Origin of the sequence: Streptococcus oralis, from assembly GCF_018448765.2 — a bacterium.
GTDB classification, from domain to species: Bacteria; Bacillota; Bacilli; order Lactobacillales; family Streptococcaceae; genus Streptococcus; species Streptococcus oralis_BM.
This window is the reverse complement of sequence record NZ_JAHCMC020000001.1, coordinates 849,377-861,944: the sequence shown is the minus strand read 5'-3', so window position 1 is coordinate 861,944 and position 12,568 is coordinate 849,377. Positions and strand designations below refer to the sequence as shown.

Here is a 12,568-nt window from a genome sequence, read left to right as displayed (position 1 = left end):
TTAATCCATAGCCTTTAAAAAGGCCAGTAAAACTTGGGCAGAACGACGTCCAGCTTCAATGATAAACTCATCAAAAGAGATAGAAGCTTCGTGATTGGCATTATCGCTCATGGCACGAATGACCAAGAAAGGTAGGCCAAGAGCCTGAGCCGCCTGTGCAATCGCTGCCCCTTCCATTTCAACTGCTAAAACATCCGGAAAGTGGGATTTGATACTAGCAATCTTATCATCTCCAGCTATAAAACTGTCCCCTGTGGCAATCAATCCTAGGTGCCAGGTCTGTTCTAATTGAGATAAATTTGTTTGAATTCTAGTGATAAAGTTCTTATCGGATTCAAAGTAAAGAGGTTGACCAGCCATCTGACCATAAGCGTAGCCAAAAGCAGTTACATCCACATCATGGTAGACAAGTTTATCCGCAATCACTACATCTCCAACGGCAATCCCTTCTGCAACTGCACCTGCTGATCCTGTATTGATAACGGCATCCACTTGGAAATGGTCAGCTAGAACAGCTACACTCATAGCTGACATGACCTTTCCAATCCCACTCTGAACTAGAACAACTTCTGTCTTGCCAACAGTGCCAGTGTAGTAAGTATTTCCGAGGACTTGGACTTCTTGTGCTCTATCTAAATTCTGAGTCAAGTGTAGGAGCTCTTCTGGCATTGCTGCAATGATTCCAATTTTCATTTTATTTCCTTTTCTATTACAAAAGTTTCATCGCCAACACAAGTAAAATCAAGAGAAGGATGACTGTAAATAAGATTCTGTTTAGTTTCGAGTTAAAAACATTTCTCTTAGTATTCTCAATGCGACGGCTCTTATGAATCGTTGGCTCTACTTCAATTGTTAAGGTATCTTGAATAGAATTATAGTCTCTAGAACGTGAATAACCAAAGTTTTGTGAAGAAGTTGATAAAATTTTAGTTTCCTCGTCATCTTGAAGAGGTGGCCCAGAGATTTTCTCCCCACGATTGGCACGTTCGATTATTTCATCTGTTAACAAAGGTTTTCCCATGGGCTACTCCTCTATTTCTTTTGCAATTCCCAGTACTGGATTGCCATAATCGTCTTGGCATCACAGATATGGCCAGACTGAATTAAGTTTTTTGCTTCCTCAAGGCTGACCTCTAGAACTTCCAAGGTTTCATCATCATCTTGCGGACGAGGATTTTCCACCTTAGTTAAATCTCTTGCGAGGTAGAGTTTTAATTTTTCATTACAAAAACCAATAGCAGAGTAGAAATCATATAGAAGCTCTAACTTACCCGTATAGGCAACTTCCTCCTCCAATTCACGAAGAGCCGCCGACATGGGATCTGCATTTTCACCAATTTCCAGTTTACCAGCAGGAATTTCATAAGAGATAGCTTCAATAGCTTTTCGGTATTGCTTAACAAGGACGATTTTATCCTCAGCTGTCACAGCTAGAACACATACGCCTCCATTGTGAAAAATCAGATCACGTTGGGCAGTTCCCTTCCCTTCTGGTAGTTCCACCTGATCTTGCACCAGCTTAAAAATAGGACCTTGATAGATTTCCTTCCGGCTAATCGTTTTTTCTTCAAATTCCATGATAGACTCCTACTGATTCTTAGGATGATGAGGCAAACGTAGTGCATATTCATCTTTATTAACTTGACGTCCACGTCCAATAGCAATGGCGTCAGCTGGAACATCTTTTGTAATCGTTGAACCAGCTCCAACTAGTGAATTATCACCAAGTTCCACTGGAGCAATGATGGTTGAGTTTGATCCAACAAAGACATTATTGCCAATGACAGTCTTGTACTTATTCTTCCCGTCGTAGTTAACTGTAATCGTGCCTGCGCCAAAGTTAACATGGCTACCTACCTCACAGTTTCCGATATAGGTCAAATGACCTGCCTTGGTATTTTCACCGATTGAAGATCCTTTTACTTCAACAAAGTTTCCAATGTGAACTTGGGAAGCTAGACTTGAGCCTGGACGAATATGAGCATACGGACCGACTGTCACACCATCTGCAACTGTACTTTCCTCAATCATGGAATTCGTAATCACAGCTCCAGCTCCGATAGCACTATCCACGATATAAGTTCCATTTGTTAAAACAGTTTCCGCCCCAATCTTCGTTTGACCTTTCAAGGTAACGTTGGCTTCGATTTGGACTTCAGGAGCAATCTCGACATCAACATCGATGTAAGTTGCTTCTGGATTGACAAAACTAACACCATTAACCATATGCTTTTGGTTGATACGACGGCGCATCACTGCTTCCGCAGTGGCAAGAGCCACACGGTCGTTTACCCCAAGACTTTCATCAAAATCCTTGAGAGTATAGGCGCCAACCTTCTCACCCGCATTACGGAAAATACCAATCACATCAGTAATATAATACTCACCTTGGGCATTGTTGGTGTTGATGTTTTTAAGAGCCTCAAAAAGACGTTCATTGTCAAATACATAAGTTCCTGTATTGATTTCCTTAATTTGCTTTTCAAAGTCTGTGGCATCTTTCTGCTCCACAATGCGAAGAACTTCAGCGTTATCGTTACGGACGATACGACCATACCCAAAAGGATCTGCTGCTTCAGCCGTTAAAATAGTCGCCACATTTTTGTGATTGATATGGAAATCCAAGAGTTTTTTCAAGCTTTCACCTGTAATCAGAGGAGTATCCCCAGCGATAACCAAGGTGTGGCCAGAGCGGTTTTGGAGAATGGGCTCTGCCATCATGACAGCATGCCCAGTTCCTAGTTGTTCTGATTGGGTAACAAAGTCTGTCTGTCCAGCCAAGACTTGCTCAACTAGCTCCGCCTTGTGTCCCACAACAGTGACTGTTTTTTCAGGTTGAATAGCACCAACACTACGAAAAACATGCTCCAACATCGAAATTCCTGCTACCTTATGAAGTACCTTTGGAAGATCTGATTTCATGCGAGTACCTTTACCCGCTGCTAAGATAATGGCATAATTTGACATACTATTCTCTTTTCTGTAAAAATTCCCTTATATTATACCATAATTTACTTCCTTAGGAGTAAACAAACAGAGAAATAGGGGAAAACATGCTAGTTCATTCATCTTTTCAACGTTTTCTTTGATTTTTTTATCTATTTACGTTAAACTAATTAGATATGAGAAAAGAGATTCATCCAGCTATTATTTTTAGTCTATTCACCATTGTTATAGCTATTTTAATCTTTAATAAACCAGCTTATGAAGACCATTCGGTCAAGTCAAAAAGCAACACTGTCCAAGTTGAAAACCAGGCCTTGCATAATCTTGATAAACCCATTATTGACATTTCTGGTTGGCAAAGACCGGAGGAGATAAACTACGATATTTTATCTCAAAATATTTCTGGAGCTATTGTTCGTGTGCACAGTGGTACTCAACACACGGAAGCAAATGATGCGGCCTTTATCAACGGAGTTGATAAATCCTATAAAAATCACATTTCAGAATTTCAAAAGCGCAATGTCCCCGTAGCCGTTTATGCTTATCTAGCTGGTACGAACAAAGAAGAAATGGAAAAAGCGGCTGAAGTTTTCTACAATTCTGCTTCTCCATACAATCCTAGTTATTACTGGCTTGACGTTGAGAAAAAAACAATGGCCGACATGAATGACGGAGTCGAAGCTTTTCGGGCTAAACTTGAATCGCTGGGCGCTAAAAATATCGGGATTTACATTGGTGTCTATTTCATGCAAGAACATAGCATCAATACGGAAAATTTCTCTGCCGTCTGGATTCCTTCTTATGGGACAGACTCAGGCTACTTTGAGGCCACACCCAATACTGATTTAGACTATGACCTCCATCAGTATACTTCCAAAGGAAAAATTGCAGGATTTGAACATCACCTAGACATCAATCTCATTTCTACTGATAAGGAAAAAGAAGAAACCTTCAGAAAGCTATTTTTAAGACCATAAAGCAAGTGAAAATCGCAACTTTTTCACTTGCTTTTTCATTTTTTTGCCGTCTGTGTTATAATTGATAAGACAGAGAAAGAAATTTATGAAATTGAGGAGTCTAATATGTTTTCATGGATTGCAAGAGTTATTAAAGGAATCGTCATCGCCTTAGGATTTATCCTACCTGGAATTTCTGGTGGTGTTCTGGCAGCGATTTTGGGGATCTACGAGCGAATGATTGGCTTTCTTGCTCATCCCTTTAAGGATTTTAAAGAGAATGTCCTGTACTTTATCCCAGTAGCTATTGGGATGTTGCTAGGCATTGGTTTGTTTTCTTATCCAATCGAGTATTTGCTAGAAAATTACCAAGTCTATGTTTTGTGGAGCTTTGCTGGAGCTATCATCGGTACAGTTCCCAGTCTCCTTAAAGAATCTACTCGAGAATCTGATCGTGATAAGATTGATCTAGTCTGGTTCTGGACTACCTTTATCCTTTCAGGTCTAGGGCTCTACGCGCTAAACTTTGTTGTTGGTTCTCTCAGCGCCAGTTTCGCTAGTTTCATCTTGGCAGGTGTTCTTTTAGCTCTAGGTGTCTTGGTGCCCGGTTTAAGTCCATCAAATCTACTCTTGATTTTAGGACTGTACGCTCCAATGTTAACTGGCTTTAAGACCTTTGATTTATTTGGTACCTTCCTTCCTATCGGGATTGGTGCAGGAGCAACTCTTATTATCTTTTCAAAATTAATGGACCATGCCTTAAACAACTACCACTCCCGTGTTTATCACTTTATTATTGGGATTGTGCTATCAAGCACCCTCTTGATTTTGATTCCAAATGCTGGAAGTGCTGAAAGTATCCAATACACTGGACTTTCCATCGTGAGCTATGTTCTCATCGCCTTCTTCTTTGCACTTGGCATTTGGCTTGGTATCTGGATGAGTCAATTGGAGGATAAGTATAAATAATGGCAAAAAAAGTAAAAATTAAAAAAACTCTTGTCGAGCAAATCTTAACCAAAGCAGGAATTGAGCACACAGGGATTCAAATCAATGCGCTTGAGGGAGAACTTCCTTCGGAATATGATCGAACACATATCTTTAAAACCTTGGCTCTGCTGGGGGACAAGACAGGCCCAATTATCGGAATTGTTCCCATAACGGAACACCTCGCTGAAAAAAAATTAGCAAAGGTTTCTGGTAATAAAAAAGTGAGTATGATTCCTCAAAAAGACCTAGAAAAAACGACAGGCTACATTCATGGAGCTAATAACCCCGTCGGCATTCGCCAAAAACACAACTATCCTATTTTTATTGATCAGACTGCTTTAGATTTAGACAAAATGATCGTCTCTGCTGGGGAAGTCGGGCATAGTATCATTATTGCTCCACAAGACTTGGCTAGCTTTGTGAAAGCAGATTTTGCAGATATCTTGGAGGAAGACAACTGATGAAACTCTATTTTGTGCGTCACGGCCGAACTATCTGGAATCTTGAAGGACGTTTCCAAGGTGCTGGAGGGGACTCACCTCTTCTTCCTGAGTCTATTGATACCTTAAAGGTGCTCGGTCAATATCTCAGCAACATTCCTTTCGATGAGATTTATTCAAGTGATTTACCAAGAGCGGTCAAATCTGCTGAAATTATCCAAAGTCAACTCCAGACGCAATGTCCTTTAGAGACTATTCCTGACCTGCGTGAATGGCAACTTGGCAAACTAGAGGGATTAAAAATTGCAACATTAGAGGCCATCTACCCACAACAAATCGAGGCTTTTCGTACAAACTTAGCTAAGTTCGATACAAGAATGTTTGAAGCGGAATCCCTCTACAGTACAACTCAACGTACCATTCAATTTATCAAATCTCTGAAGGGGAGTCAGGCTAAGAGAGTTCTAATCGTTGGTCATGGTGCAAATCTCACTGCTAGTCTTCGTACCCTTCTAGGTTATAAAGAGCCCCTTCTTCGAAAAGATGGTGGTTTAGCAAATGCTAGTCTAACAATTTTAGAAACCGAGGATTTTGAAACTTTCACTCTGGAAAGGTGGAATGACACTTCCTATCAAGGAAAATAATGGAACTTGATCTTAATGGTCAAGTTCTTTTTAGTTTTCAAAGAATATCCGTGAATTTCTTGACTATTTATGATAAAATGGGAGTATCGCAAAAAGACTCATCGTATCAAATTTTGAGTAAAATTAGGAGGATTTCATGTCTACAGAACATATGGAAGAACTAAATGACCAGCAGATCGTTCGCCGTGAAAAAATGGCTGCGCTCCGTGAACAAGGAATTGATCCTTTCGGTAAACGTTTTGAACGTACTGCTAACTCTCAAGAACTAAAAGACAAATTTGCAGAACTCGATAAAGAACAATTACATGAATTAAACGAAACTGCTACTATCGCTGGACGTTTAGTTAGTAAACGTGGTAAAGGAAAAGTCGGCTTCGCCCATCTTCAAGACCGAGAAGGTCAAATCCAAATCTACGTTCGTAAAGACGAAGTCGGTGAAGAAAACTACGAAATCTTTAAGAAGGCTGATCTCGGTGATTTCCTCGGTGTCGAAGGTGAAGTCATGCGTACAGATATGGGAGAACTTTCTATCAAGGCAACTCACATCACACACTTGTCAAAAGCACTTCGCCCTCTTCCTGAGAAATTCCACGGTTTGACTGACGTTGAAACAATTTACCGTAAACGTTACCTTGACTTGATTTCTAATCGTGAAAGCTTTGAACGTTTTGTCACTCGTTCAAAAATCATCTCTGAAATTCGTCGTTATCTAGATGGACATGATTTTCTTGAAGTGGAAACACCTGTACTTCACAACGAGGCCGGTGGTGCTGCTGCTCGTCCATTTATCACTCACCACAATGCACAAAACATTGACATGGTGCTTCGTATTGCGACTGAGCTTCACTTGAAACGCCTTATCGTTGGTGGTATGGAACGTGTTTATGAAATTGGCCGTATCTTCCGTAACGAAGGAATGGATGCTACACATAACCCTGAGTTCACTTCTATCGAAGTTTACCAAGCTTATGCAGACTTCCAAGACATCATGGACTTGACTGAAGGCATTATCCAACATGCTGCTAAAGCTGTTAAAGGTGACGGCCCAGTCAACTACCAAGGAACTGAAATCAAAATCAACGAACCATTTAAACGTGTTCACATGGTGGATGCTATCAAAGAAATTACTGGTGTAGATTTCTGGCAAGACATGACTTTCGAAGAAGCTAAAGCTATCGCTGCTGAGAAGAAAGTTCCAGTTGAGAAACACTACACTGAAGTTGGTCACATCATCAATGCTTTCTTTGAAGAATTTGTCGAAGAAACCTTGATTCAACCAACCTTTGTCTACGGTCATCCAGTGGCTGTCTCTCCACTCGCTAAGAAAAACCCTGAAGACGAACGCTTTACTGACCGCTTTGAGCTCTTCATTATGACCAAGGAATACGGTAACGCCTTTACTGAGTTGAACGACCCAATCGACCAGCTTAGCCGTTTCGAAGCTCAAGCCAAAGCTAAAGAACTTGGTGATGATGAGGCAACAGGTATCGACTACGACTACATCGAGGCTCTTGAATACGGTATGCCACCAACAGGTGGTTTGGGTATCGGTATCGACCGTCTCTGCATGCTCCTCACTGATACAACTACTATCCGTGATGTATTGCTCTTCCCAACAATGAAATAATACTCAATGAAAATCAAATTCAGACCACGTCAGCGTTGCCTTGCCGTAGATATATGTTCCTGACTTTGTCAGTCTTATCTACAACCTCAAAACAGTGTTTTGAGCAGCCTGCGGCTAGCTTCCTAGTTTGCTCTTTGATTTTCATTGAGTATAAATTCTTATCCTCTGGTACTTGCCAGAGGATTTTGTGATGCAAAAAGAGATTGAGGAAAAACTCAATCTCTTTTCTTATTCTTGATTTTTAACTTGACTGGTGGCTACATCTTCTCCAAACCATTTCTGGCTGATTTCCTGGAATTTTCCTTCTTGGTATAGTGAGATAAAGGCTTGGTTCAAAGCGGCTAACAAAGTTTTATCAGCAGGTCTTACACCAACTGTAAAAGCTTCACTTTCAAACCCTGCTGAAAAGATATTGTAGTCATTTAATATCCCTTCAGACTGGAGATAATAATTGGCATATACCCGGTCAATCAACAAGGCATCAATCCGGTCATTTTTCAAATCAATTAAGGCTTCATTGAAACTTTGGTATTGGTTGGCTTTCTGGTCTTTGACACGATTTTTCAATAAGTCTGGCTGGGCTTCAAAATCCAAATAACCAGAAGATCCAGCCTGGGCCCCTAAAACTTTGTCTGTCATATCCTGAATTGAGTGGATATTTTGAGACTTTTTAGAGACCAAAACTTGTTGATTTTCCATGTAAGGAATAGTAAAGGCAACCTTCTCTTTCCGTTCATCTGTAGCTGTATAGCCATTCCAGATGGCATCAATGGTACCATTTTGTAGTTCGGTTTCTTTCATATCCCAGTCGATGGGTTGAAATTTAATCTGAATTCCTAGCTTTTCAGAGACAGCTTGGGCTAGGTCAATATCAAAGCCCGCGTACTGGCCATTCTTTTCCTCAAATCCCATGGGAACAAAGGTATTGTCAAAGCCAATGGTAATGCTACCCTGCTTTTGATATTTGGCCCAGTTATCCTGATTTGGATCACTCACCTTCTGAGTACAAGCCGTCAGGAAGAAGCTAAAGAACAGAGCAAGTACAAGGGCAATTTTCTTTCTCTTCATAGGCACCTCCTACTCCTACTTTGGATCAACCTTAAGGATCTGATCAGCAATGTTTTCCGCAAACTGAAGATCGTGGGTCACAACAATCTGAGTCATCCCACGCTCTTTATTTTGAAGGATAAGTTTTTCTACTTCTAATCGCAATTCTGGGTCTAAGGCTGATGTAGGCTCATCATATCCAATAATTTCTGGGTTTATCATCATAGCGCGTGCTAAGGCCACCCGTTGTTTTTGCCCACCTGAAAGTGAGAAAGGAAAGGCATCTGCATGCCCAGCTAACCCAAGTTGTTCTAACAAGCCACGCGCGTTCTTCTCAGCAACTTCCTTCTCCATACTCATCGTTTTTATGGGCGACAGAGTTAAGTTATCTAGAACTGACAAATGCGGAAAGAGTTGAAAATCTTGGAAAACAAATCCTAGAAGATTGCGCTTTTCTAGTTCGTCTATAGCTAGCGATTCTCCGTTATAGTAAATTTCCCCAGAATCGATAGTTTCCAATCCAGCTAGCATACGTAACAGGGTGGTCTTTCCACCTCCTGATGGACCTACGATTGCGAGGATTTGCTTTTCAGGAATTGATAGGCTAAAATTGGTTAAGATTTGTTTGCCACCAAAGGCTTTATTGATGTTTCGTAATTCTAACATAACAATCCTCCTATCTGTAATAACTGTACTTCTTCTCAAGTTTTTTCGCTACAATGGTTACAAGACCAATCATGATTAAATAAATCGCTCCAGCTAAAAACATAGGAACAAGACTGGCATCTCGATTGGCTGCTGTACGACTAGCCAAAATCAAATCTGAAATCCCCAAAGCATAGACCAAAGAAGTATCCTTGACCAAACTCATAATTTCATTAAAAACACTCGGTAAGACAATCTTTGTAACCTGAGGAAGGATGATATAGCGAACTGTATCAAAGGAGCTAAATTTTAACACTTTTGCAGCTTCATACTGCCCTTTTGGAATGGTTTCGATTCCACCACGAAAGATTTCTGCAAAGTAGGCTGCATAGTTCAATACAAAAGCGATTACAGCAGCAGGCAAACGATCTAAACGTATCCCAATGCTAGGAAGAACATAGTAAATAAAGATTAATTGCAAGAGCAAAGGAGTCCCTCGCATTACCCAAATATAAAGGTCAATGAGATAATGGAGGGGTTTCCAACGGACTTGCAAAGCAAAGGCAACGACAATACCTAAGGGAATTGAAAAAATTAAAACCAGAGCAAAGACCTGAAGTGTCATACTTGCACCGTTTAACAAACTTGGTAATATCTCAAACATATAAGACATACTGCACCTCCTAAAAATAATTGTTCCTATTATAGCATAAATAAACAATTTAGCAAGAGTAATTGTAAAAAAATTCTATTTCTTCCAAAAAAACGTATCTGCCAAATTGACGGATACGTTTTTAGAGAGATAACTTTTAAAGTGTTTCTAAGAGTTCTTGCATCTGAACATCATCTGGAACGAGTTTTAAATAGGCTTCAGCTTGTACCTTTGCCTCTTCAAAATATCCCAATTCACGCAAAAGATAAGTATACTGCTCCAGAAACTCTGGATTGTCCTTGAGGTCAGACGATAGTTCCTGATAGAGCTCATAGGCCTTATCTAAATCCTCGATTTCCTGGTAAGAGCGTGCAATCATCCACTTGGTCAAGAGATTTTCAGGTTCTTGATTTTGGAGAGCGATGATATCTTCATACCGCTCTTGTTCCATATAAATGGTTGCGAGGCGAAGAAAAATTTCTTCTGTATCCTCTGCATCTTCTTTAGCAGTAAGGAGAAACTGCTCTGCAGCACTAGGATCATGCAATTCATACGAAAACTGAGAAGCAGCTAGCAAGAGACGGGTTTCAAATGGATTTTTCTCCAGTCCTTTTTTAACGATACGAAGGGCTTCTTCCACCTGATGTTCCTTATGCAAGGCTTGACTGTAGCCATATTCATATCCTTCAAAATCAGGTGAAATGGTATCAATCTGCTTAAAGTAAAGGGCAGATTTTTGATACTCTTCTTGATCAAAGTAAAGACTAGCCAGTTCAAAGGCAGTTTGGTCATCGTATTCTAGTTCTAAGGCTTTTTCTAGGAATTCAGTTGCTGCTTCAAACTTGCCTAACTGGGCATAAGCGTAGCCAATTCGTTGGTAGGTTGATACACCTGTTTGTTCGTAGATGGAGCGATTATCCAACTGAGCGTAGCCCTGAATGGCTTCCTGATAATTTCCTAACTCGCTATCCAACTCAGCCAAACCAAAAACTAATAAGGCATCATCTGAATAATTTAAGGCTTCCAGTAACTTTTCACGCGCTACATCTGTCAATCCTTCCAACTGATAAAGGTCTGCCTTCAAGGCCAAGGCCGATACGTACCAGTCACTTTCGGGTGTGATTTCCTCAAGGTAAGCAAAAGCTTCCTCAACATTGCCATCCTCGCTAGCAATGCTTGCTAAGTTCAGATTCACTTCTGGAAATTCTGTAACGATTTTTTGGTATATTTCTTTTGCTTGAGGATAAAAGCCAATTCCCTCTAGATAGCTTGCTAGTTCATAGAGAACCTCACTTGAATCTGTTTCGAGGGCTTTGTGAAAATACTGATCCGCTTTGATTAAATCTTGGTCATCCAAAGCTTGGAGCATGCGTTGACTATTGTTCACTCTTGATTTCCTCCCCTTCTTCATATAGACCGCTGACTTCTTTATACCAGTTAAAGATAGCTGAGATAACAACCTTGGCAGAGGCATAGACAGGAATTCCCAGCAAAACTCCCCAAATACCAAACATAGAGCCTGAAGTTAGGAGAACAAAGAGGACATTGATCGGATGGATATTTAGCTGACTACCTAAAATAAGCGGAGAAACGAAGCGACCTTCAATCGTTTGTTCAACAATAAAGACAATAATCACTTTCAAAAGCATAACAGGCCCCGCTATTAAGCCCAAAACTAAAGCAGGCAACATCGCTAGAAAACTACCCAGATAAGGTACTAGATTGAGGATACCAGCAGTGATCCCTAGAGTCACAGCATACCTGAGACCAATAATCTTAAAGAAGATAATAAACATAATCGCCACGATAATAGCAACTGTAACCTGCCCTCTAACGTAGTTTGATAACTGTTTATTAACATCTGACAAAACTTGTCCTACTGGTTCCTTTAACTTCGTGGGAATAAACTTGGTCAAATAATCTCGCAAACCTTTCCCATCACGTAAAAGATAAAAGAGCATGAAAGGTACGATAATGACCGCTACAATAACCTGGGATACACTGCTGACAAAGGCGCTGACCCAGTTAACGGCTTGGGAAGAGATTTTGCTCGCCCACATCGTCGCCTCAGTAGAAATATTAGCAAGAACCTGCTCCAATTGCGGTCTAAAATCATCTGGCAAACGTTTGGTTACAAGGTCATTGATAACCTTATCAGCATCTTCCAGGTATGTCGGCACATTCTTCGCAAAATTTAAAACCTGATGTTGCAGATTTGGAATAGCAACTGCCAGCCCCCAAATGATAAAGAGACCAATTATAACAAAGAGGATACTAATGGCAAGAACACGATTGATTTTGTGTTTCTCCATCCAGTCAACAATCGGATTGAGGAGATAATAAAGTAAACCAGATAAAATAACTGGCAACATGACAACTCCTAGAAAATCCAAAACCGGTAAAAAGATAAAACTAATCTTACTTAGAATGAAAAGATTCAAGCCCAGTAACAAGGTCACTAAGAATACAGTAATAGCTTTATTATCTAAAAACCACTTGAAGAACCAAGATAGGCTAAAATGTTTCTCTTTATGTTCCATAAATACATCCTTTCTGTCATTCTCTCATTATACCATTTTTAGACTAAAATAACTCTTTTTTAAAGTGCTTACATAGATAGA

At 40.2% G+C, this 12,568-nt stretch carries 14 protein-coding genes; 5 read left to right on the top strand and 9 right to left on the bottom strand.

All coding sequences use genetic code 11. From position 1 onward, the window contains the following. Genes KIH88_RS04230 through glmU form a run of 4 tightly spaced genes read right to left on the bottom strand, consistent with a single transcriptional unit; the run spans position 1 to position 2,967 of the window. Positions 1–693 carry a 5'-methylthioadenosine/adenosylhomocysteine nucleosidase gene (locus KIH88_RS04230; RefSeq protein ID WP_213988497.1) on the bottom strand — a complete coding sequence of 231 codons (693 nt, stop codon included), beginning with the start codon at positions 691–693 and terminating at the stop codon, positions 1–3. Between the two features lie 16 nt (positions 694–709). Next, entirely contained in the window at positions 710–1,021 is a 312-nt protein-coding gene (gene macP / locus KIH88_RS04225; RefSeq protein ID WP_000517856.1) for a cell wall synthase accessory phosphoprotein MacP, read from the bottom strand. A gap of 11 nt (positions 1,022–1,032) precedes the next feature. After that, a complete protein-coding gene (locus KIH88_RS04220; protein ID WP_000393798.1) occupies positions 1,033–1,578 on the bottom strand; it encodes an NUDIX hydrolase in 546 nt (181 codons plus the stop codon). A gap of 9 nt (positions 1,579–1,587) precedes the next feature. Beyond that, positions 1,588–2,967: a bifunctional UDP-N-acetylglucosamine diphosphorylase/glucosamine-1-phosphate N-acetyltransferase GlmU gene (gene glmU, locus KIH88_RS04215; protein ID WP_000073751.1), complete on the bottom strand. Its 1,380-nt coding sequence runs from the start codon at positions 2,965–2,967 to the stop codon at positions 1,588–1,590. Positions 2,968–3,122: 155 nt separating this feature from the next. Here glmU and KIH88_RS04210 point away from each other — a divergent pair, with 155 nt between their 5' ends. The 5 genes from KIH88_RS04210 to lysS all read left to right on the top strand — a co-directional run bounded on the left by KIH88_RS04210 (position 3,123) and on the right by lysS (position 7,603). Then, positions 3,123–3,923, top strand: coding sequence for a glycoside hydrolase family 25 protein (locus KIH88_RS04210; RefSeq protein WP_033605653.1), 801 nt, complete (start codon positions 3,123–3,125; stop codon positions 3,921–3,923). A 105-nt stretch (positions 3,924–4,028) separates the two neighbouring features. Beyond that, positions 4,029–4,871, top strand: coding sequence for a DUF368 domain-containing protein (locus tag KIH88_RS04205; RefSeq protein WP_000493299.1), 843 nt, complete (start codon positions 4,029–4,031; stop codon positions 4,869–4,871). Further along, positions 4,871–5,353: an aminoacyl-tRNA deacylase gene (locus KIH88_RS04200; RefSeq protein ID WP_213988496.1), complete on the top strand. Its 483-nt coding sequence runs from the start codon at positions 4,871–4,873 to the stop codon at positions 5,351–5,353. Before KIH88_RS04205 ends, KIH88_RS04200 begins: the two co-directional genes overlap by 1 nt. Beyond that, on the top strand, positions 5,353–5,976 hold the full coding sequence (locus KIH88_RS04195; protein ID WP_000780796.1) for a histidine phosphatase family protein: 624 nt from the start codon (positions 5,353–5,355) through the stop codon (positions 5,974–5,976). The genes KIH88_RS04200 and KIH88_RS04195 overlap by 1 nt, the downstream gene beginning before the upstream one ends. A gap of 136 nt (positions 5,977–6,112) precedes the next feature. Continuing rightward, entirely contained in the window at positions 6,113–7,603 is a 1,491-nt protein-coding gene (gene lysS, locus KIH88_RS04190) for a lysine--tRNA ligase (protein WP_213988495.1), read from the top strand. 228 nt (positions 7,604–7,831) lie between these two features. On the opposite strand, the gene KIH88_RS04185 is transcribed toward lysS, so the two are convergent. The 5 genes from KIH88_RS04185 to KIH88_RS04165 form a co-directional block, all read right to left on the bottom strand. Beyond that, complete coding sequence (locus KIH88_RS04185) at positions 7,832–8,671, bottom strand: amino acid ABC transporter substrate-binding protein (protein WP_213988494.1); 840 nt, start codon at positions 8,669–8,671, stop codon at positions 7,832–7,834. A gap of 15 nt (positions 8,672–8,686) precedes the next feature. Next, complete coding sequence (locus KIH88_RS04180) at positions 8,687–9,316, bottom strand: amino acid ABC transporter ATP-binding protein (RefSeq protein WP_213988493.1); 630 nt, start codon at positions 9,314–9,316, stop codon at positions 8,687–8,689. Positions 9,317–9,326: 10 nt separating this feature from the next. Then, on the bottom strand, positions 9,327–9,968 hold the full coding sequence (locus KIH88_RS04175; protein ID WP_000121159.1) for an amino acid ABC transporter permease: 642 nt from the start codon (positions 9,966–9,968) through the stop codon (positions 9,327–9,329). Positions 9,969–10,104: 136 nt separating this feature from the next. Beyond that, a complete protein-coding gene (locus KIH88_RS04170) occupies positions 10,105–11,334 on the bottom strand; it encodes a tetratricopeptide repeat protein (protein ID WP_213988492.1) in 1,230 nt (409 codons plus the stop codon). Beyond that, the gene (locus tag KIH88_RS04165; protein ID WP_213988491.1) at positions 11,324–12,487 is read right to left on the bottom strand and encodes an AI-2E family transporter; all 1,164 of its coding nucleotides are present in this window, start codon (positions 12,485–12,487) and stop codon (positions 11,324–11,326) included. The genes KIH88_RS04170 and KIH88_RS04165 overlap by 11 nt, the downstream gene beginning before the upstream one ends. Positions 12,488–12,568 lie beyond the last annotated feature (81 nt).